The sequence below is a fragment of the Vibrio sp. 05-20-BW147 genome (assembly GCF_013369385.1).
GTDB lineage: Bacteria > Pseudomonadota > Gammaproteobacteria > Enterobacterales > Vibrionaceae > Vibrio > Vibrio floridensis.
The window spans coordinates 55,917-76,679 of record NZ_SZTO01000016.1 but is presented as its reverse complement, the minus strand read 5'-3'; the positions used below and the strand labels follow the sequence as shown (position 1 = coordinate 76,679).

The window sequence follows — 20,763 nt, the reverse complement described above, 5'->3', positions numbered from 1 at the left end:
AAGGTAGGAAAGAATAATGGCAATCGAAATTAATGTACCTGATATCGGTGCGGATGAGGTTGAAGTTACTGAGATTCTTGTAAGCGTTGGCGACAAGGTTGAAGAAGAGCAGTCTCTCATTACGGTAGAAGGCGACAAGGCTTCTATGGAAGTACCAGCATCTCAAGCGGGTATCGTAAAAGAAATCAAAGTTGTTGCTGGTGATAAAGTAACAACAGGTTCACTTATCATGATCTTCGAAGAAGCGGGCGCAGCTGCGCCTGCTCCAGCGGCAGAAGCGGCTCCAGTAGCTGCACCTGCAGCTGCGGCAGCAAGTGAACTGAAAGAAGTTTGTGTACCGGATATCGGTGGCGACGAAGTTGAAGTCACTGAAATCCTCGTGGCTGTTGGCGATTCAATCGCTGAAGAGCAATCTCTACTGACAGTAGAAGGTGACAAAGCTTCAATGGAAGTACCAGCGCCATTCGCAGGTACTCTAAAAGAAATCAAAGTGGCAGCAGGCGATAAAGTATCGACAGGCTCACTAGTGATGATCTTTGAAGTAGCAGGTTCAGGCGTAGCAGCACCTGCACCAGTTGCAGCAGCTCCGGCGGCGGCTCCAGCAGTAGTCTCTGGAGCCGGAACGCCGGAACGTAAAGAAGTTAACGTTCCTGATATCGGCGGCGACGAAGTTGAAGTGACTGAAATCATGGTAGCGGTTGGCGATACAGTAACTGAAGAGCAATCTCTGATTACTGTAGAAGGCGACAAAGCATCTATGGAAGTACCTGCACCATTTGCTGGTACTGTTAAAGAAATCAAAGTAGCAGCTGGTGACAAAGTTTCTACTGGTTCTCTAATCATGGTGTTCGAAGTTGCTGGCGCAGCGCCAGTTGCAGCAGCGGCACCTGCTCCAGCAGCAGCTCCAGCAGCGACCGCTCCTAAAGCTGAAGCAGCGAAACCTGCAGCAGCTCCAGCGGCAACTGAGTTTGAAGAGAACAATGTTTACGCACACGCTTCACCAGTGGTTCGTCGTCTAGCACGCGAATTCGGTGTAAACCTAGCGAAAGTGAAAGGTTCTGGTCGTAAGAGCCGTATCCTGAAAGAAGACGTTCAAGCTTACGTGAAAGACGCACTTAAGCGTCTTGAGTCTGGTGCAGTTGCAGCAGCGTCTGGTAAAGGCGATGGCGCAGCGCTTGGTCTACTACCATGGCCGAAAGTGGACTTCAGCAAGTTTGGTGAAACAGAAGTTCAGCCACTATCTCGCATTAAGAAGATCTCTGGTGCAAACCTACATCGTAACTGGGTCATGATCCCTCACGTTACACAGTGGGATAACGCTGACATCACTGAGCTAGAAAACTTCCGCAAAGAGCAAAACGCGATTGAAGCGAAGAAAGACTCGGGCATGAAGATCACGCCACTTGTGTTCATCATGAAAGCGGCTGCTAAAGCGCTAGAAGCGTTCCCAGCGTTCAACTCTTCACTATCAGAAGATGGTGAGAGCTTGATTCTGAAGAAATACGTGAACATCGGTATCGCAGTCGATACGCCAAATGGCCTAGTGGTTCCTGTCTTTAAAGACGTGAACAAGAAAGGCATTTACGAGCTGTCTGAAGAGCTGATGGTGGTTTCTAAGAAAGCACGTGCTGGTAAGCTGACTGCAGCGGATATGCAAGGTGGCTGTTTCACGATTTCAAGCCTAGGTGGTATCGGTGGTACTGCGTTTACACCAATCGTAAACGCGCCAGAAGTGGGTATCCTTGGTGTATCTAAGTCTGAGATCAAGCCTGTTTGGAATGGTAAAGAGTTCGCTCCTCGCCTACAACTGCCGCTATCTCTGTCATACGACCACCGTGTGATTGATGGTGCAGAAGGTGCGCGTTTCATTACTTATCTAAACGAGTGCCTATCTGACATTCGTCGTTTGGTTCTGTAATCAACGTGAACATTGAGAGGCGGCCTAACAGCCGCCTCTGTTAATAGAATTATCGGACAATTGGATGACAAGCGAGCACGCGTGTGTTTTTTGTCCATCGAATTGTCGTCTGGCTCACAGGCTAAATTGATTTACTTTTCACACCATTAACATCTCTGTAAACTGTTGGCGGTCTGAAAATGTTTAAAACAAACCACTCTTAAACAAAAATCAAAACTCACTCAGCCTGTTAGGGATAATGACTACAAGAGGTCAAAATGAGCAAAGAAATTAAAGCCCAGGTGGTAGTACTTGGTGCCGGTCCTGCTGGTTACTCCGCTGCATTCCGTTGTGCAGACTTAGGTCTGGACACTGTTCTTATTGAACGTTACAACACCCTTGGTGGTGTGTGTCTGAACGTGGGTTGTATCCCATCGAAAGCACTGCTTCACGTTGCGAAAGTGATCGAAGAAGCAAAAGCGCTTGCTGAGCACGGCATCGTATTTGGCGAGCCTCAAACAGACATCGACAAAGTTCGTCTTTGGAAAGAAAAAGTAATCAACCAGTTGACTGGCGGTCTTGGCGGTATGGCTAAGATGCGTAAAGTGAACGTGGTGAATGGCTTTGGTAAATTCACTGGCCCTAATACGATTGAAGTCGAAGGCGAAGACGGTAAAACCGTGGTTAACTTCGATAACGCGATCGTTGCTGCAGGTTCTCGTCCAATCAAACTGCCATTTATCCCACATGAAGACCCACGTATTTGGGACTCAACTGATGCGCTTGAACTGAAAGAAGTACCAGGAAAGCTGCTGATCATGGGTGGTGGTATCATCGGCCTAGAAATGGGTACCGTTTATCATTCGCTAGGTTCACAGATCGACGTTGTGGAAATGTTTGATCAAGTGATTCCAGCGGCAGACAAAGATATCGTCAAGGTTTACACCAAGCGTATCAGCAAGAAATTTAACCTAATGCTGGAAACGAAAGTAACGGCAGTTGAAGCGAAAGAAGATGGTATCTACGTTTCAATGGAAGGCAAAAAAGCACCAGCAGAAGCTGAGCGCTACGATGCCGTTCTTGTGGCTATCGGTCGTGTACCAAACGGCAAACTGATCGACGGTGAAAAAGCGGGTCTTGAAATCGACGAGCGCGGTTTCATCAACGTTGACAAGCAAATGCGTACTAACGTTCCTCACATCTTTGCTATCGGTGACATCGTTGGTCAACCAATGCTAGCGCACAAAGGTGTGCATGAAGGTCACGTTGCTGCAGAAGTTATATCTGGTAAGAAGCACTACTTCGATCCTAAAGTCATTCCTTCAATTGCGTACACTGAGCCAGAAGTGGCGTGGGTTGGTAAGACTGAGAAAGAAGCGAAAGCAGAAGGCATCAACTACGAAGTGGCTACTTTCCCATGGGCAGCATCGGGTCGTGCAATCGCCTCTGATTGTGCTGACGGTATGACTAAGCTGATCTTTGATAAAGAAACGCATCGCGTTATCGGTGGTGCTATCGTTGGTACCAACGGTGGTGAACTGCTTGGTGAAATCGGCCTTGCTATCGAGATGGGTTGTGATGCTGAAGATATCGCACTAACTATCCACGCTCACCCAACGCTGCACGAATCTGTTGGTCTAGCGGCGGAAGTGTTTGAAGGTACAATCACTGACCTACCAAACGCGAAAGCGAAGAAGAAAAAGTAATCTTCTGAAATAGTCTAAAGAAAAACCGCTGAATCATCAGCGGTTTTTTATTTTCCTCAAAAACGGCCCCACGTTTATCCGGGCATAAAAAAGGTTGGCCGTGGCCAACCTTGATGTGAGGTTACTGGCGATTAGTGCTCGCGTTTATAGATGCATAGCATGTCTAAGTAGCTGCTGACCAGTTTGCTCAGTTCTGCGGTATTGTTGGTACGATTTGCCTGAACAAACAACGAGTAACAAATGCCGTGGAACAGATTCGCCAAATCTTCTGGGTTGTGTTGATCACACACTTCACCGCGCTCAATGGCTTTGATGAACATATTTTGTACCAGCAATTGATTAGTACGGTTGGTGGTGACAAACAGAGGCCAAACTTCATCACGCGTCGACGCACTCCACTCGAACCAAACTTTCAACCAGTGGCTGTCTTGAACCACAAGCTCAATCATGGCGTTAGTGATGTTGGCGATGTTTTCTTTCGCATGGAGATCCAAATCGATGTTGTCAGATAGGAAGTTAGAAAACTGACGAACAACATGGTTAAGCACTTCGTCTACAAGATCTTCGCGAGTTGGGAAGTAGTTGAAGACGGTCGCCACAGAAACTTGTGCAATTTCAGCGATGTCTGCATGACCTCCTCGTCCAATGCCACGACGTGCAAACACTTCCAAAGCAATTTCCATCAGCTGTTGTTTGCGTCTTATCGGAGATAAACGCGTTCGCGCTCTCTTAGCAATTGAATCCATAATTATTTCCTTACCAATGAGTTGTCTTTATATAAAATGGAACGGCTTAGCGGTTCCTATTGATTGTTTTAATAATTGCGTTTAAGCCTCATGAGTGTAATGGTGCATATGAATTGGGTCAATAACTTGTGGTGAATAAATGAACAGTAATATCAATATTGATATCTCTCTCGAGCAACTTTTATGTAAACTGGTAGCAAGATCTCGTTATTGATGCGTTAGTAGATAGCAGAAGGAAGGAGAGCAACTTCGCTGTTTAGGGGTTAAAGATTGCTTTATGGAGTGATACACTACGCAAGAATTTCAGGTGAACGTTTGCGTCTTGACCTCAGCGATTCTTAGCTCGGGTACGAAACTCACCATTAGTAACGATAAAACATTGAGTACAGTATGAAACATACAGTAGAAGTTATGATTTCTGAGCAGACCGTTCAGGAACGAGTTCGTGAATTAGGTAGACAGATTACTGAGCATTATCAAGGTAGTGAAGATCTTGTGCTAGTCGGCTTGCTACGTGGTTCGTTTGTTTTTATGGCGGATCTTGCTCGTGCCATTGAACTCACGCATCAAGTCGATTTTATGACGGCTTCTAGCTACGGTAATACAATGGAAAGCTCGCGTGACGTTCGCATTCTGAAAGATCTCGATGATGACATCAAAGGTAAAGATGTCTTGATCGTTGAAGACATCATCGATACAGGCAACACACTGAACAAGATTAAAGAGATCCTGTCTTTAAGAGAGCCGAAGTCAATCGAGATCTGTACACTACTCGATAAACCTTCTCGCCGTGAAGTACCAGTTCCGGTGAAGTGGGTCGGTTTTGAAATTCCGGACGAATTTGTTGTCGGTGTGGGCATCGATTATGCGCAGAAATACCGCCATCTGCCCTTCATTGGTAAAGTCGTTCCACAAGAGTAAGTGGTACTGATAAATAATAATGGCCCGCTGATACAGTGGGCCATTGTGTTTCTATCTCTAAAACACGGATTGTGTCGGTGGTCTAACGATGGCGCTATTCGTGGAACTTCATCACATCGCTATTGAGGATTTTTGCCATCGCAGCTTGGTAGTTGACTTCGAGTGACTCTCTGCTGTAGCAACGTACGCCAATGTCTTGTAGGCGGCCATCACCAATGCCATAGACAACGCCGTGAATTTCCACATCTTGTCCGCGCTCCCAAGCGCTTTCCATAATCGTAGAATTACCTAAGTTGTAGACCTGCTCTGCGACGTTAATTTCACACAGTTTGTCGCCCCATTTTTCTTTTGGTAGTTCACCTAACCAATTGCGATGTTTGAGGTAGAGATCGCGGATGTGTAGTAGCCAGTTATTGATCAAACCAAGGCGCGGGTTTTCAATCGCTGCGTTCACCCCTCCACAGCCGTAATGGCCACAGATGATGATGTGTTTAACTTTCAACACGTCGACGGCGTATTGCACAACCGAGAGGCAGTTTAAATCGGTATGGATCACTTGGTTTGCCACATTACGGTGAACAAATAGTTCACCCGAATAAAGCCCGGTCAAGCGTTCTGCGGGAACGCGACTGTCGGAACACCCAATCCAGAGAAAGCCGGGGTTTTGCCCTTCTTCTAACTTGGAAAAATACTCCGGTTGATGCGATTTGATCTCTTCGGACCATTTTGAGTTGTTTTCAAATAATTGCTTGATTTCCGGCATGTTGCATCTTACTTCCCTAAAAATTCTTGCATCACTATACACAATGTTACAATTTACCGCCCGAAATAAATTGGCAGAAAAGTACTCATCTGACTAGTTATGGCATAAAAAATCATAAACTTAGCCGTTAACCAAACCATAAGTTATATGGTGTAACTTATGAGATCTAATTAACACTTAACGAAATAGGTTAACTTTTGCTAAAGTTGCGCGATTTATGTTTTTTACAGGGAGCTGAGTGATGTTTGGAGATCGTTTTAACGATATCAATCTGAAAGGGGATCTGTTTGGTGGGGTCACCACCGCCATTATTTCTCTGCCGCTGGCATTAGCATTTGGTGTGGCCTCTGGAGCTGGGGCTGAAGCCGGTTTGTGGGGAGCGATTTTAGTCGGTTTATTTGCAGCGTTATTTGGTGGTTCATCAACCCTCATTTCTGAACCAACCGGGCCAATGACGGTGATCATGACCGCGGTATTAACCAGCATGGTGGCGAAATACCCAGAATCTGGCATTGCCATTAGTTTTACCATCGTCATGATGGCTGGTGCCTTTCAGGTATTGATAGGCACATTGAAGTTAGGCAAATACATTACCCTAATGCCGTATAGCGTGGTGTCGGGTTTTATGTCTGGCATCGGCGTGATACTGATCATTTTGCAATTGTCCCCGTTACTTGGCCATGCTGCGCCAGCCGGTGGGGTTCTTGGCACACTTTCTGCGTTGCCTGAGACGATTTCCAACATGAAGTTTAGTGAGTTTTTCCTTGGCTTACTGACGTTGGGCATTCTGTTCTTTTTCCCTAAGCAGTACCGCAAATATGTTCCTGCGCAATTGGTCGCGTTGGTGGCGGTCACGCTACTTTCTGTCATTGTTTTTGATTTTGACGATGTGCGCCGAATTGGCGAAATTCCAACGGGCTTGCCTTCTCTTGTCGTGCCTGTGATTAATGGCGAAATCTTCACCGCGATGGTGATTGATGCTTTGGTGCTGGGCACGCTCGGTTGTATTGATACCTTACTGACGGCCGTGATTGGCGACTCTTTGACGCGTAAAGAGCATGATTCAGATAAAGAGCTACGCGGGCAAGGTTTGGCGAACATGATCTCGGGCCTGTTTGGTGCATTGCCTGGTGCGGGCGCAACTATGGGGACAGTGACCAATATCCAGGTGGGGGCGCGTTCTCCGTTATCTGGCGTGATTCGTGCCTTGATTCTGGCACTGGTTGTACTGGTCGCGAGCGGGTTGACCGAGCCTATCCCCATGGCGGTCTTGGCGGGGATTGCGGTGTACGTCGGTTTCGGCATTTTGGACTGGAGCTTCATTCAACGCGCGCACCGTGTGAGCGTGCAAGGCATGGCGATCATGTATGGCGTAATGCTCCTAACAGTGTTTGTTGACCTGATTGTGGCGGTGGGGCTGGGTGTCTTCATTTCCAACATCCTTATTATCGAGCGCCTCAGTCGCGTGCAAGCCAAGCAAGTGAAAGCAATCAGTGATGCGGATGAAAACGACGTGCCATTAACCGACAGTGAACGTGGCCTGCTTGACCGCGCCAATGGCAAAGTGCTGTTCTTTTACCTGTCTGGCCCGATGATTTTCAGTGTCTCGAAAGCGATCTCGCGTCAGCACAGCAGTATTAGTGATTATGAAGCGATGATTCTCGATTTGACCGACGTACCGATGATTGATGTCACCGTTGGGCTTGCATTAGAAAACGCCATTAAAGATGCGCAAGAAGCCCAGTGTGATGTCTACTTACTCTGCCCGAATGAACGCGTGCGTGAGCAGCTTGAAAAGTTCCACGTGCTGGATTTGGTGCCGGATGAAAATACCTTTAAGTTCCGCTATGAAGCACTTAACGCTGCGGTGAAAAAAGTAGAGCAAGATGAGCACCAAGGCGCGTTTGTTTAAACGTGTAAAGCATATGAATGAGTCGCCGAAAAACGCAGAGGTCTTCCTCTGCGTTTTTATTTTCCGTGTAGGCAGTTTTTTATGATTAATTGCTAATGTAGGGTTGAAAAGTCGCCACTCAAGCGTCATTTGATAGGCATCATAGAGAAAAAGAGCAATACAAAATTATGTATGCATTACAAATTGAGCAGCTACGAAAAACGTATGCTGGGGGCTTCGAGGCGCTAAAAGGCATCAGTTTAGCCGTGCAAGAAGGCGATTTTTATGCGCTGTTGGGGCCAAATGGCGCGGGGAAATCCACCACAATAGGCGTGATTTCTTCTCTGGTGAACAAAACATCGGGCAACGTCAAAGTCTTTGGTTACGACATTGATCGCGATTTGGAGTTGGCAAAGCAACATCTTGGATTGGTGCCACAGGAATTCAACTTCAATCAGTTTGAAACCGTGGAGCAGATCGTGTTGCAGCAGGCGGGTTATTACGGTGTGTCGCGTGAACTCGCCAAGCAACGAGCAGAGAAGTATCTGACCAAGCTCGATTTGTGGGAAAAGCGCAAAGAGCGAGCAAGAAATCTTTCTGGTGGGATGAAGCGTCGTCTGATGATCGCACGTGCTCTGATGCATGAACCTAAACTGTTGATTTTAGATGAGCCAACGGCGGGTGTTGATATCGAGCTGCGTCGTTCAATGTGGGAATTTCTCAAAGAGATCAATCAAAAACAGGGCATTACCATCATTTTGACCACTCACTATTTAGAAGAGGCCGAAATGCTGTGCCGCAATATCGGCATCATCAACCGAGGTGAGTTAATTGAAAACACCACGATGAAGTCTTTGCTGGCTAAGTTAGACGTGGAAACGTTCATTTTGGATCTTGCCCCAAATTCGCCGATGCCTTGTTTGGAAGGTGTGGTGTCATCTCGTGTTGAAAATGATTCTTTAGAGATTGAAGTGGAGAAAACCCAGCCGTTAAACCATGTGTTCAGTCAGTTGAGTGAGCAGGGGGTAATGGTCATGTCGATGCGCAATAAAGCCAATCGCTTAGAAGAGCTGTTTGTGAACATCGTGCGTGAACAGGCGAAGGAGAAATAATATGTATCGTCTATATTGGACGGCTTTTTGTAGCCTGTTAACCAAAGAGATTAACCGCTTTACTCGTATTTGGGTCCAAACCTTGGTGCCGCCAGCTATTACCATGACGCTTTATTTTATTATTTTCGGGAGCTTGATTGGTTCGCGGATTGGTGAAATGAACGGTTTCAGTTACATGGAATATATCGTACCTGGTTTGATCATGATGTCGGTGATCACCAACTCGTATTCCAATGTCGCTTCATCATTCTTTAGTGCCAAATTTCAGCGCAATATCGAAGAGTTGCTAGTGGCACCCGTGCCAAATTACGTGATTATTTTTGGTTTTGTTATGGGCGGTGTCGCTCGTGGTTTGCTGGTGGGCGCCATGGTTACCATGGTCTCTTTGCTGTTTGTTGATTTGCAAGTTGAACATTGGGGAATAATCATTGCGACGGTCTTTTTGACGTCGGTGGTTTTTTCGTTAGGTGGTTTGATCAACGCTGTTTTTGCCCGAACGTTTGACGATATTTCGATTATTCCGACGTTTGTGCTCACACCATTGACCTATCTTGGCGGTGTTTTCTACTCCATTCAGTTATTGCCCGAGTTTTGGCAAGGGGTGTCGCAGATCAACCCGATTGTTTATATGGTTAACGCGTTTCGTTATGGTTTCCTTGGCGTTTCTGATGTGGGGATCGCCACATCGTTTACGGTGCTAAGTGCGTTTGTTGTCTTACTTTATGGCGTGGCGCACTACTTAGTGACGCGAGGTATCGGCTTGCGTTCTTAACGAAAACGAATGTTCAGTTCACAGATAGCAAAAAGGGATTGCCGATGGCAATCCCTTTATTCTTTGTACGGGAAGTGTTTAGGTCAGTGATGAGACATCAGTGACTGTTTTCACTTTCTGATTCGATGCTGTCGACTTCTTCTTTGCTGTCTTTCACTAATTCCACAACTTGATTGTCGATTAGGCGAGCTTTACCCAAGAAAGCGGACATCAGAATAACGGCTTGCGTGCTCTCCGAGTTGACCGCTTGTAGAGTACGTGCATCACGGATGAAGATTTCATCAGGGTGCAAGCCTGCGGCGCGCAATTGATCGCTGGCGTCTTCGATGATTGAAGCAAAGTCGTCACGGCCACCACGGATCGCACTGCTGATCCAACGCATGGTGCGAGCCAAGACGGGCGCACGTTGGCGCTCATCAATGGTCAATAAGCCATTGCGTGAGCTCATGGCAAGGCCATCCATCTCACGCACGGTCGGAACACCAATAATCTCAATGTCCATTGCCAAATCGGTGGTCATTTTGCGAATGATAGCGAGCTGTTGGAAATCTTTCTCACCAAAACATGCGACATCAGGTTGAACAATATTGAATAGCTTGGTCACGATGGTGGATACACCGCGGAAATGGCCTGGGCGTGACGCACCTTCGAGCATTGTCGATAGCCCTGGAACTTCAACGACAGTCTGTTTATCCAACCCTTCTGGGTAGATCATTTCTGGTGTTGGTGTAAAGACCAGTTCAACTGCTTCACCATTGAGTTTGCTGAGGTCTTCTTCCAAGGTTCTTGGATAATTATTTAAATCGTCAGCGCGATCAAACTGCATTGGGTTAACAAAAATACTGACAACCACGATATCAGCGTGCTCACGTGCTTTACGCACGAGTGTTAAGTGGCCTTCATGTAAGTTGCCCATGGTTGGAACAAAAGCAATTCGACGTCCTTCGCGTTTGAACGCTTTGAGCTGTTCGCGAAGAGTTGAAATTTCGGCAAAGGTTTGCATTTACATTAGTCCTCTAAGCAATAGTATGCGCGTCATCAGGGAAGGTGCCCGCTTGTACTTGCTCCATGTACAGCGCCACCGCTTTGCGCATATCGCCTGTTTCTGCCAGGAAGTTCTTCGAGAATTTTGGCATGTAATTGGCTGAAATTCCAAACATATCGTGCATCACGAGGATTTGACCGTCGGTGACATTACCAGCACCAATGCCAATCACCGGCACATCCAACACCTGAGTAATTCGCGCAGCTAACTCTGCTGGCACACACTCAAGTAGGACGATTTGTGCGCCTGCGGCTTGCAGTGCAAGTGCGTCTTTGACCATGCGATCCGCTTTTTCTTGGTCGCGGCCTTGCACTTTGTAACCACCAAAAATGTTCACGGATTGTGGCGTCAAGCCTAGGTGTGCACACACTGGAACCGCACGCTCTGTGAGCATTTTCACCGTATCAACCAGCCAGTCACCACCTTCGATTTTGACCATGTTAGCCCCTGCACGCATCAACTGTGCAGCGTTCTCACACGCTTGCTCTGGAGTGGCGTAACTCATAAATGGCATGTCGGCCATTAACAAACAGTTTGGGCTACCGGCGCGAACACAGCGTGTGTGGTAAGCAATGTCTTCAACTGTCACTGGAAGCGTGTCATTTTTGCCTTGCAATACCATGCCAAGAGAGTCACCGACCAGTAGTACTGGCATTTCTTGGCTCTCAAAAAGTTGCGCAAAGCTGGCATCGTAGGCCGTTGAAGTTGCAAATTTACGACCTTCCTGTTTCCACTTTAGCAGGTCATTGATGGTAATTTTTTTCATGATTGTTCCTTAGCAGGATTTGGCTATGAGTGCCAAATACCGAGGCCATTTCTATCCACCGTAGTGAGAAGTTGAGATAGCTCGGTCCCATCAGGGAGGGTTAAATTTGGTGCGATTTCAGCGAGCGGGTAGAGCACAAATTCGCGCTCTTTCATTCCATAGTGAGGAACAGTCAATCGCTCGGAATCGATCACCTCATCGCCGTAAAGAATAATATCCAAGTCGAGAGTTCTTGGCCCCCAACGTTCTTCTTTACGGACACGCCCTTGGTCTAGTTCAATTGCTTGGGTGCAATCAAGCAGTTCCAAGGGTGTTAATTCGGTTTCAATCGCTGCGACAGCGTTGATGTAGTCTGGTTGATTTTGCGGTCCCATTGGCGTGCTGCTATACAGCTGCGATGCACAAAGAAATCGTGACTTCGGCAGCTGCTTTAGCGCGTCAATGGCGTTTTTTGCCTGCACAACGGGATCTGCAAGATTACTGCCGATAGCGATATAGACAGTGATCATGATTGGCTTCTGCTCTTTTTCTTGTTGAAGGGGCGACGTTTACGGCCAGATTTGGAACCACCTGTAGGACCGTCTAGATCGTTCACCATCGCTAGGCGCATTTCACGGCCAGCATTTTGGAACGTGCCCCACCATTTAGCTAGTTTGGCCGTTTCGCCACCTTCAATTTCTCCACGCATTTCGAGGAAATCGAAGCCAGCACGGAACTTATTAAGTTCCATTAAGCGGGATGCACGTTTACCGTTGCGACGAGGTAGACGCAGTTGCAGTTGCCAAATTTCACGAATGGTTGCGGTGTGGCGACGTGGAATGGCGATTGTGCGCACCTGTTCATCGAGGATCAAGTTGCTCGCTTCCATCACGGCATCGTAGTGACACAAGTTGTGGCTATCCATCAACTTGTCCGCCAGCTCAAGCAGTGGGTACCACAGCATAGCGGCAAACATGTAAGCAGGATTGATGCGTTTGTCTTCTTCAACACGAATGTCGGTTGAGTCCAGCACTAAGTCCAACATCTTTTCAGTGTTTGATGAGTAATCATCGGTGAAATAGGTGGAAATAGCCGGGAACATCTGTTGAAAGAGATTGTACTCGCGCATCAGATGGTAGGTTTCAAGGCCATATCCTGATTGAAGCAGTTTGAGTGACTCTTCGTAGAGGCGTGCGGCTGGAATCTCTCTCAATAAATGCGCCATCTCTTCGATTGGGGCTGCGGTATCTTCTTCGATATCGAAGTCGAGCTTGGCAGCAAAGCGCACCGCGCGAAGCATACGCACTGGGTCTTCACGATAACGTGTTTCAGGGTCACCGATTAAGCGTACCAAGCGATCTTCCAGATCCTCGACGCCACCTGCGTAATCGTGGATCGAGTAATCTGCAATGTTGTAATACATCGCATTGATGGTGAAGTCACGTCGCTCTGCGTCTTCATCGATGGTGCCGTAGACGTTATCTCGTAGCAGCATGCCTTCCTTTGACTGTTGAGACGTAGGAGAGTTCGCGTCTTGGTGGTGACCACGAAACGTGGCCACTTCGATGATTTCACGACCAAACATGATGTGTGCCAGTCTAAAGCGACGACCAATCAGGCGGCAGTTACGGAACAACTGCTTTAGCTGCTCTGGTGTTGCGTTGGTTGCAATATCAAAATCTTTTGGGCTTTGTCCCAGCAGTAAATCACGTACGCCACCGCCGACAAGAAAAGCGTCGAAGCCCGCGCCGTGAAGACGGTACAGGACTTTTAGCGCATGGTCGCTGATCTGTTTGCGCGAAATGTTGTGCTCTTGACGAGTAATGACATTTAAAGCAAGTTCCGGACAAGTGTTAGAACTGCATGTTGTATATTCGTTTTTATTCATGTGCATCTGGCAACAGTGAATGGGCATCACTTTGCATGGGTTAGTTTTTTACGCCGATTTGGCCTGAATTTGCGCTCTATAATAGCTCACGCCGTGCCATTTGAGAATCGCGCTGTGATTTCTAGTGAGTCTGGTAACTGGTTTATCCGCCAATTTTGTACTCCCCAAGTAAGAATCTCATCAATATTGGCGTGAGTGAGCTCATGGGGAACAACGAAACCTAAAAACGTCATCGCTTCAAGAATCATAGAAGCTGGATGTGTCAAATCAATGCCAGTGGCATGATTTTGTTTAGAAAGTTTGTTGCCATTCTTATCCATCGCCAAGGGGAGGTGGAGATATTTTACGGGCGTTTGACCGAGCATTCTGTACAAACTGATTTGACGACCTGTAGGCTCAATTAAATCAGCACCACGAACCACTTCGGTGACCCCTTGGTCAATATCATCGAGCACCACCGCCAAATTGTAAGCAAACAAACCATCTCGGCGTTTAATGATGAAATCTTCTTGCGCGAGTTCAAGAGGAATGTGCATCTGCCCATGACGAAGATCGTCAAAATGGGTGATGGGTTGTGTCATTTTAAGGCGAATAGCCCCTTCATTGAGATGCTGCTCTTGGCAATGGCCGTTGTAATAGCCACCCATTTCTTTGATCTGTTTGCGACTGCACTGGCAGAAATAGGCTTGCCCACTGTTTAACCAGTGATCGATTTGATGTTGGTAAAGCGCGTGACGTTGACTTTGATAGACCACTTCACCATCCCAAAACAAGTGATAATGTTCGAGAGTTTTGAGAATGAGTTCTGATGCGCCAGGCATTTCTCTGGGAGGATCGAGATCTTCGATACGAACTAACCAGCTTCCTTGTTGGGATTTCGCTTGGAAATAGCTGCCAAGCGCAGCGATTAAAGAACCAAAATGCAGCGGACCGGAAGGGGATGGTGCAAAACGACCGATATAGCTCATGGATATCATCTCAAAACAAAAAGGGAGCATCAGCTCCCTTAAAAACAGTATACAGTGGTGATTAACCCTGCATTTGTTTCTCTTTGATCTCTGCAAGTGTTTTACAGTCGATACAAAGGTCTGCAGTTGGGCGCGCTTCTAGACGGCGAATGCCAATCTCAACACCACAAGATTCGCAAAAACCAAAGTCATCCTCTTTGATCTTATCAAGAGTCTTTTCAATCTTCTTGATCAAGCGGCGTTCGCGGTCGCGGTTACGCAACTCAAGGCTGAATTCTTCTTCTTGTGATGCACGGTCAACGGGATCAGGAAAATTGGCTGCTTCGTCCTGCATATGATGCACAGTACGATCAACTTCTTCTCTTAGCTGATTGCGCCAAGCTTCTAAAATTTTTCTAAAATGAGCCACTTGGTCTGGTGACATGTATTCTTCACCAGCTTTTTCCTGATATGGCTCCACCCCTGCAATGGCTAGGATGCCTAGCGTTTTTTTCTTCGATTCTGGCATACAGCATCTCCTACTTACACCTAGTCAACTGCTAAGCAGCTAATTTAAGGCGGGTATCTATAGCAGAAAGAGGCGGTGCTGGCAAACTATCAATCGTAAACTTAACGTCAATGTGAAGACCACATCATTTTTCTAACTATTGATAAATTCAATAGCAGAATTGAGTTTGATTTCAGTATTGCTGATCTCTGCTTTATAGCAGAGAACTTCAACTCCGGCTTTTTGTGCTTGTTTGAGTAATTGGGAATAATTGGCGTCTATATGGAGCGCCGCAGCAACTTTTTCAATCCCTGAATGCAAAACAGCAAATAAAAGTATGGCTCTACTTCCATTTTGTGCCATTTCTGTGAGTTCTCTCAGATGTTTTTGACCACGAGTTGTGACGGCATCAGGGAAATAGCCTTGCCCAGCCTCGATGTTGTCGAGCAAGGTGACGCTTTTCACCTCTATATAACACGCGGCTTGGTCCGTTGCGCTGAGCAGGATATCAATTCGGCTATTTTCACTGCCATATTTCACTTCAGTTTGAAGTCGCTCATACCCTGAGAGCTCTTTAATCCAGCCTTGCTCAATGGCTTCCACCGCGAGCTGGTTGGCGCGAATGGTATTGACACAGATAAGATGACCCTGCTGCGTTTCTGTGATTTCCCAACTGTGGGGATATTTTCGTTTGGTGTTGTTGGAAGTGGAATACCACACTTTATCACCAGGGGTTGCGCAACCAGTCATGGCGCCGGTATTGGCACAATGAATCGTGCCTGTATCGCCGCTTTGATAGGTCACATCGGCGAGAAAGCGTTTATAGCGTTTTTGTAATAGGGCGCAATCTAGCGCGGGTTCGAAATGCATTTGCTTATTTAGACGAGCGGGTTTTTATGTACAATGTGGCCGCCATTTAAGCATAAGGACTCAACATTGTCACAATTGCCTATCCACGCCGTGATGCCACAACTGCTTCAAGCGGTCTCGCAACATTCACAAGTCATACTCAAAGCCGCACCTGGTGCGGGCAAATCCACATATTTCCCTTTGCAGTTGCTGCTGAGTAATGAATTCACCGGAAAAATCGTGATGCTTGAGCCACGACGCTTAGCGGCACGCAATATCGCTCGCTATTTGGCGCAGCAACTTGGCGAAAAAGTTGGTGAGAGAGTGGGGTATCGCGTTCGTGGCGAAAGCAAGGTCAGCCACGCGACCCAGCTGGAAATCGTTACCGAAGGGATCATGACGCGCATGATCCAAAGCGATCCAGAGCTGAATGGGGTTGATGTACTGATCTTTGATGAATTTCACGAGCGTAGTTTGCATGCCGATATTGCTTTGGCGCTTGCTCTTGAAGTGCAAGAAGCGCTGCGTGACGATCTGAAATTGGTGGTGATGTCGGCCACACTTGAGCAGCATGCTTTGCAATCTCTCATGCCTCAGGCCAGTTTTATTGAATCTCAAGGTCGCAGTTATTTGGTTGAGCAGCGCTATCAGCCGCTAAAAACGAACGACTTTTTACCCAATGTGATGGCGAAAACCATCGAGCATCTACTGGCAACGGAAACAGGCTCCTTGCTGGCGTTTCTGCCAGGGGTGGCAGCGATCAAACAAGTGGCTGAGCGTTTAGACCATCTCAGTGAGCAAGTGGTGATCTGCCCGTTGTACGGCCAGCTCTCTTTTGCTGAGCAGCAAAAGGCGATTGAGCCTGCTAAAGCCGGTGAGCGAAAGGTGGTGCTAGCAACCAACATTGCCGAAACGTCGTTAACCATCGAAGGGATCTGCTTGGTGGTCGATAGCGGTTTAGAGCGGGTGGCAAAGTTTGATTTGAAAACGGGGATCACCAAATTAGAGCAAGTGCGTATCGCACAATCGTCGGCCATTCAGCGCGCTGGGCGTGCGGGTCGAGTGGCAGAGGGGATTTGTGTACGCTTGTATTCTGAAAGCCAGTACCAGCAAATGGCGAGTGTGCCCCTTCCTGAGATCATGCAAGCCGATCTTGCTCCGCTGATGATGGAGCTGGCGCAATGGGGTGTAAGTGAGCCAGAACAAGTGAAGTTATTGGATATCCCCTCTTCGGCAGCGGTGCGTCAGGCCAAGCAACTGTTGCAGCAATTGGGATTAATTTCTGGGCAGCAATTGACGAGTGAAGGACAGCTGGCGCAGCGGCTTGGTGTTGAGCCGCGTATTGCCGCCATGTTGATCGGTGCTCAGCAACGCGATGAGACGCTTTTCGCCTCAGCCTTGGCCGTCGCGGTGATGTTGGAAGAACCTGAGCGTAACATCAGCAACGTTTGTCACAGCTTACACCGTTGGCAGCAAAGTAAGCACAGTAAGACGGCGCTACTCACTCAGCGTGCCAATGCACTGGCGAATAAACTCAATGGCACTTTCTCTTTAAAACGGGTGACCGAATCGGCCTGTGCCATTGCCGCTAGCTTGGCGTTTCCCGATCGCATTGCTCAAAAACGAGGCCATCAGTATGGTCGATATTTGATGGCCAATGGTCATGGAGCCGAACTGCGTGAGGATGACCCTTTGGGGGGAGAAGAGTACCTTGTGGTGCTCGATCTGATGCGTGGCCAAAAAAATGCCAGCCAGATCCAATTGGCTATCCCGCTAGACCTATCGGCTTTGCAACAAGGCAATCCAAGTTGCCTTGTGAGCCACGAGCACATTGATTGGGACGAAACCAAAGGGCGTTTATTAGCAGAAAAGCAGCGAAAAATCGGTGAACTGGTGGTGAGCAGAGAAACACTTGCTCAACCCGGAAAAGAAAAAATGACGCAAGCTTTACTCTCCTATGTCCGAAGAAAGGGGCTTGCGGTATTAGACTGGAGCGAAAACTCCCAATCGCTACTCGAGCGTATTCGTTGTGCCATTGAGTGGTTGCCGGAACAGGCCTGGCCAGCGATGGATGATGCCAGCTTGCTCAGCGAGTTAGAGCAATGGTTGGAGCCGTATATGGCGCACGTCACAACGGTGAAAGATCTGGCTAAAATCAACCTCTGCGAAGCATTGAATGCTCGCCTTGGCTGGCCGTTGAATCAGCAATTGGATGAGTGGTTGCCTAAGTACTACACCTTACCAACCGGTACTCAGCAAATTATTCGCTATCAACAAGGTGCTAACCCCGTGCTTTCGGCGCGTATGCAAGAGATGTTCGGTGAGCAAAGTTCGCCAACGGTGGCGCAAGGACGAGTAAAGCTCACCTTAGAGCTGCTTTCCCCTGCGCGTCGTCCTTTGCAAGTGACGCAAGACCTAGCCGGTTTTTGGGCTGGCGCTTACAAAGAAGTGCAAAAAGAGATGAAAGGTCGTTACCCTAAGCATGTTTGGCCTGACGATCCTGCCACTCACCAAGCAACCAATAAAACCAAAAGACAGTTACACTCATGACCCAAGAAAAGAAAACGGCTGACAGTAAGAAAGCCGCGACAATAAAGAAAACCGCTAAACGGACTGTGCGTAAAACGGCGAGCAAACGTCAAGGCGCAACGAGTACTCAGCGCAACTGGCTGAAAAATATTTGGTCTTTCAGCTGGAAAGCGGGCGTTGCTGTGGTTGCGGTGCTGCTGTTCGTTGGCATTTATCTCGATAGCGTGGTCAAACAACGTTTTGAAGGTCAGCTGTTTCAATTGCCAACCGTGGTTTATGCGCGCATTCAAACCTTGTATGCAGGAGAAAATGTCTCCCGTCCTGAGTTGCAAAAAGAGCTCGATATTCTCAACTATCGAAAAGTAAGCCAACCAAAGTATCCGGGAGAATACTCTTCCTCTTCGAGCAAAATTGAGCTGATTCGTCGCCCGTTTGAATTTGTTGATGGTCCAGAGGCTGATCGTCATGTGATGTTGCATTTCGATGAATCGAGTCTGACTCGCATTCAGTCGCTAGAGTCGCAAGGGGATCTTGGCTACTTGCGCCTTGAGCCTAAGATGCTGGGGATGCTGGAAAAAGACAGTGACGAGCAGCGATTGTTTTTACGTCGTGAACAATTTCCCGAGATCATGGTTGATGCGCTATTGGTGACTGAAGATCGCGATTTTTACCAACATGAAGGCGTATCTCCGCTCGCGATCGGCCGCGCGTTGTTTGTTAATTTGAAAGCGGGTAGAACGGTGCAAGGGGGCAGTACGCTAACACAACAGTTGGCAAAAAACTTATTCCTCACCCAAGACCGCACCTTGTGGCGGAAAGTGCGTGAGGCGTATATCGCGCTGATTCTGGATTACCGCTACAGCAAAGATCGCATTCTAGAGGCCTATCTCAATGAGGTCTATTTAGGGCAGAGTGGTAAACAAGCTATCCACGGTTTTGGTTTGGCTTCTCGTTATTACTTTGGTCAACCGATCCAAGAGTTGCGTATTGATCAGTTGGCGATGCTGGTGGGGATGGTGAAAGGCCCGTCTTACTACAATCCAGTGCGCTTTCCTGAGCGCACCAAAGAGCGTCGTGACTTGGTGCTGCGTCTGATGATGCAGCAAAACATGCTCACCGCCTCGGAATATGACCAAGCGGCCAGCCGTCCACTTGATATTCAGGATGTCCCACGAGTTGCCAGCCGTCAACCTGCTTACTTTCAACAGCTCTCAATGGAGCTGAAACAGAAAGTTGGCGATGCGTTCCGTGGTGAATCTGGACTAAGAGTGTTCACTTCACTGGACCCAATTTCTCAAGATAAGTTGGAAAAGGCGATCAGTAAGAAAGTCCCTGAACTGGCGACAGTGGCGGGGGATGAACTTGAGGCCGCTGCCGTTGCCGTGGATCGTACCAGTGGTGAAATTCGCGCTATGGTCGGTGGTAAGCGCACTGGATACGATGGTTTTAACCGCGCGATCAACGCCAGCCGCCCAATTGGTTCTTTGGTGAAGCCGGCCGTGTATTTAACCGCACTAGAGCAGCCAGAGAAATACACCTTAGCCACCACGTTGCAAGATACACCATTGAGCTTGAAAGGCAGTAAAGGCTCGGTGTGGGAGCCACGTAATTTTGACCGAAAATTTCGTGGTGACGTGCCACTGTATATTGCTTTAGCTCAATCGCTTAATGTACCCACGGTACGTCTGGGGATGCAGTTAGGCATTGAGCCTGTGTCAGAAACCTTGGCAAGATTGGGCGTCAATCGTAATGAAATTCGTCCAATGCCATCGATGTTTTTGGGCGCATTTTCCTTGACGCCTATCGAAGTCGCGCAGATGTATCAAACCCTCACCAACTCGGGGCGTAAAGCGCCATTGACCGCGCTGCGGTCGGTAGTCGACTTAGAGGGCGATGTACTTTATCAATCGTTACCCAAATCCTCCCCTGCGGTGAATGAACAGGCAGCATGGCTAACCACATACGCGATGAAACAAGGGGTGGCACAAGGGACGGGGCGTTATTTGCAAAACCAATTTGCGTGGGCGGCACTGGCGGGCAAAACCGGCACCAGTAATGATAGCCGAGACAGTTGGTTTGTTGGGGTGGATGGTCGTGAAGTGACCACGATTTGGTTAGGGCGAGACGACAACCAGCCGATAAAACTGACGGGTGCGAGTGGGGCGTTGCGTGTCTACGCTGAATACCTTAAACAGCGAACACCAGAGAAACTGATCCTACCTTGGCCAAAGCAGATCTCGACGTTGGGCTACAAACAGCAAAGTGATGGCGAGTTACAAATCGACTGCAGTAGTGCTTTCACCCTTCCCGTTTGGGACAAACAAGGGGATTTGAAACAGCAGTGTGAGAAATCAGGTAACTGGTTGAATAAATTACTCAGTTGGTAATTGTTCCCGGATACAATTGGGTGTAAAACTGTTCAACATAACGTGAAAACATAGGGA

At 47.8% G+C, this 20,763-nt stretch carries 17 protein-coding genes; 8 read left to right on the top strand and 9 right to left on the bottom strand.

Annotated features, from left to right (window positions below; all coding sequences use genetic code 11):
- The first annotated feature begins 16 nt into the window (after positions 1-16).
- On the top strand, positions 17-1,918 hold the full coding sequence (aceF, locus tag FC652_RS14980) for a pyruvate dehydrogenase complex dihydrolipoyllysine-residue acetyltransferase (protein WP_176299240.1): 1,902 nt from the start codon (positions 17-19) through the stop codon (positions 1,916-1,918).
- Between the two features lie 257 nt (positions 1,919-2,175).
- Positions 2,176-3,603 (top strand): dihydrolipoyl dehydrogenase, encoded by a 1,428-nt coding sequence (lpdA, locus tag FC652_RS14975; RefSeq protein ID WP_176299239.1) that lies wholly within the window; start codon positions 2,176-2,178, stop codon positions 3,601-3,603.
- Between the two features lie 131 nt (positions 3,604-3,734).
- Here the strand turns inward: lpdA and FC652_RS14970 are convergent, their stop codons facing one another.
- Positions 3,735-4,349 (bottom strand): LuxR/HapR/OpaR family quorum-sensing transcriptional regulator, encoded by a 615-nt coding sequence (locus tag FC652_RS14970; RefSeq protein ID WP_176299238.1) that lies wholly within the window; start codon positions 4,347-4,349, stop codon positions 3,735-3,737.
- A gap of 390 nt (positions 4,350-4,739) precedes the next feature.
- Between FC652_RS14970 and hpt the strand changes: the two genes are divergently transcribed.
- The gene (hpt, locus tag FC652_RS14965) at positions 4,740-5,270 is read left to right on the top strand and encodes a hypoxanthine phosphoribosyltransferase (RefSeq protein ID WP_176299237.1); all 531 of its coding nucleotides are present in this window, start codon (positions 4,740-4,742) and stop codon (positions 5,268-5,270) included.
- Positions 5,271-5,364: 94 nt separating this feature from the next.
- Here the strand turns inward: hpt and can are convergent, their stop codons facing one another.
- Entirely contained in the window at positions 5,365-6,033 is a 669-nt protein-coding gene (can, locus tag FC652_RS14960; RefSeq protein ID WP_013571146.1) for a carbonate dehydratase, read from the bottom strand.
- 241 nt (positions 6,034-6,274) lie between these two features.
- Between can and FC652_RS14955 the strand changes: the two genes are divergently transcribed.
- From FC652_RS14955 to FC652_RS14945, 3 genes are all read left to right on the top strand, one after another.
- The gene (locus FC652_RS14955; protein WP_176299236.1) at positions 6,275-7,945 is read left to right on the top strand and encodes a SulP family inorganic anion transporter; all 1,671 of its coding nucleotides are present in this window, start codon (positions 6,275-6,277) and stop codon (positions 7,943-7,945) included.
- Between the two features lie 167 nt (positions 7,946-8,112).
- Positions 8,113-9,036: an ABC transporter ATP-binding protein gene (locus FC652_RS14950; protein WP_176299235.1), complete on the top strand. Its 924-nt coding sequence runs from the start codon at positions 8,113-8,115 to the stop codon at positions 9,034-9,036.
- A 1-nt stretch (position 9,037) separates the two neighbouring features.
- Positions 9,038-9,808: an ABC transporter permease gene (locus tag FC652_RS14945; protein ID WP_013571148.1), complete on the top strand. Its 771-nt coding sequence runs from the start codon at positions 9,038-9,040 to the stop codon at positions 9,806-9,808.
- A gap of 97 nt (positions 9,809-9,905) precedes the next feature.
- Here FC652_RS14945 and panC read toward each other — a convergent pair whose 3' ends face one another.
- From panC to sfsA, 7 genes are all read right to left on the bottom strand, one after another.
- Positions 9,906-10,811 (bottom strand): pantoate--beta-alanine ligase, encoded by a 906-nt coding sequence (gene panC, locus FC652_RS14940; protein WP_176299234.1) that lies wholly within the window; start codon positions 10,809-10,811, stop codon positions 9,906-9,908.
- 13 nt (positions 10,812-10,824) lie between these two features.
- A complete protein-coding gene (panB, locus tag FC652_RS14935) occupies positions 10,825-11,619 on the bottom strand; it encodes a 3-methyl-2-oxobutanoate hydroxymethyltransferase (protein ID WP_176299233.1) in 795 nt (264 codons plus the stop codon).
- A gap of 23 nt (positions 11,620-11,642) precedes the next feature.
- Positions 11,643-12,128 carry a 2-amino-4-hydroxy-6-hydroxymethyldihydropteridine diphosphokinase gene (gene folK, locus FC652_RS14930; protein ID WP_176299232.1) on the bottom strand — a complete coding sequence of 162 codons (486 nt, stop codon included), beginning with the start codon at positions 12,126-12,128 and terminating at the stop codon, positions 11,643-11,645.
- Positions 12,125-13,492 (bottom strand): polynucleotide adenylyltransferase PcnB, encoded by a 1,368-nt coding sequence (pcnB, locus tag FC652_RS14925; RefSeq protein WP_217904639.1) that lies wholly within the window; start codon positions 13,490-13,492, stop codon positions 12,125-12,127. Before pcnB ends, folK begins: the two co-directional genes overlap by 4 nt.
- Positions 13,493-13,572: 80 nt before the next feature.
- Positions 13,573-14,454, bottom strand: coding sequence for a tRNA glutamyl-Q(34) synthetase GluQRS (gluQRS, locus tag FC652_RS14920; RefSeq protein WP_176299230.1), 882 nt, complete (start codon positions 14,452-14,454; stop codon positions 13,573-13,575).
- 61 nt (positions 14,455-14,515) lie between these two features.
- Positions 14,516-14,962: an RNA polymerase-binding protein DksA gene (dksA, locus tag FC652_RS14915; protein ID WP_176299229.1), complete on the bottom strand. Its 447-nt coding sequence runs from the start codon at positions 14,960-14,962 to the stop codon at positions 14,516-14,518.
- 132 nt (positions 14,963-15,094) lie between these two features.
- Positions 15,095-15,811, bottom strand: coding sequence for a DNA/RNA nuclease SfsA (gene sfsA, locus FC652_RS14910; protein WP_176299228.1), 717 nt, complete (start codon positions 15,809-15,811; stop codon positions 15,095-15,097).
- A 66-nt stretch (positions 15,812-15,877) separates the two neighbouring features.
- On the opposite strand from sfsA, the gene hrpB reads away from it, so the two are divergent.
- Both hrpB and mrcB read left to right on the top strand, forming a co-directional pair.
- A complete protein-coding gene (hrpB, locus tag FC652_RS14905; protein WP_176299227.1) occupies positions 15,878-18,340 on the top strand; it encodes an ATP-dependent helicase HrpB in 2,463 nt (820 codons plus the stop codon).
- Positions 18,337-20,706, top strand: coding sequence for a penicillin-binding protein 1B (mrcB, locus tag FC652_RS14900; protein WP_176299226.1), 2,370 nt, complete (start codon positions 18,337-18,339; stop codon positions 20,704-20,706). Before hrpB ends, mrcB begins: the two co-directional genes overlap by 4 nt.
- Positions 20,707-20,763 lie beyond the last annotated feature (57 nt).

Excerpts from the sequence above, each read along its gene's own strand:
- aceF (WP_176299240.1), top strand. The coding sequence starts at position 17 with ATGGCAATCGAAATTAATGTACCTGATATCGGTGCGGATGAGGTTGAA.
- lpdA (WP_176299239.1), top strand. The coding sequence starts at position 2,176 with ATGAGCAAAGAAATTAAAGCCCAGGTGGTAGTACTTGGTGCCGGTCCT.
- FC652_RS14970 (WP_176299238.1), bottom strand. The coding sequence starts at position 4,349 with ATGGATTCAATTGCTAAGAGAGCGCGAACGCGTTTATCTCCGATAAGA.
- hpt (WP_176299237.1), top strand. The coding sequence starts at position 4,740 with ATGAAACATACAGTAGAAGTTATGATTTCTGAGCAGACCGTTCAGGAA.
- can (WP_013571146.1), bottom strand. The coding sequence starts at position 6,033 with ATGCCGGAAATCAAGCAATTATTTGAAAACAACTCAAAATGGTCCGAA.
- FC652_RS14955 (WP_176299236.1), top strand. The coding sequence starts at position 6,275 with ATGTTTGGAGATCGTTTTAACGATATCAATCTGAAAGGGGATCTGTTT.
- FC652_RS14950 (WP_176299235.1), top strand. The coding sequence starts at position 8,113 with ATGTATGCATTACAAATTGAGCAGCTACGAAAAACGTATGCTGGGGGC.
- FC652_RS14945 (WP_013571148.1), top strand. The coding sequence starts at position 9,038 with ATGTATCGTCTATATTGGACGGCTTTTTGTAGCCTGTTAACCAAAGAG.
- panC (WP_176299234.1), bottom strand. The coding sequence starts at position 10,811 with ATGCAAACCTTTGCCGAAATTTCAACTCTTCGCGAACAGCTCAAAGCG.
- panB (WP_176299233.1), bottom strand. The coding sequence starts at position 11,619 with ATGAAAAAAATTACCATCAATGACCTGCTAAAGTGGAAACAGGAAGGT.
- folK (WP_176299232.1), bottom strand. The coding sequence starts at position 12,128 with ATGATCACTGTCTATATCGCTATCGGCAGTAATCTTGCAGATCCCGTT.
- pcnB (WP_217904639.1), bottom strand. The coding sequence starts at position 13,492 with ATGCACATGAATAAAAACGAATATACAACATGCAGTTCTAACACTTGT.
- gluQRS (WP_176299230.1), bottom strand. The coding sequence starts at position 14,454 with ATGAGCTATATCGGTCGTTTTGCACCATCCCCTTCCGGTCCGCTGCAT.
- dksA (WP_176299229.1), bottom strand. The coding sequence starts at position 14,962 with ATGCCAGAATCGAAGAAAAAAACGCTAGGCATCCTAGCCATTGCAGGG.
- sfsA (WP_176299228.1), bottom strand. The coding sequence starts at position 15,811 with ATGCATTTCGAACCCGCGCTAGATTGCGCCCTATTACAAAAACGCTAT.
- mrcB (WP_176299226.1), top strand. The coding sequence starts at position 18,337 with ATGACCCAAGAAAAGAAAACGGCTGACAGTAAGAAAGCCGCGACAATA.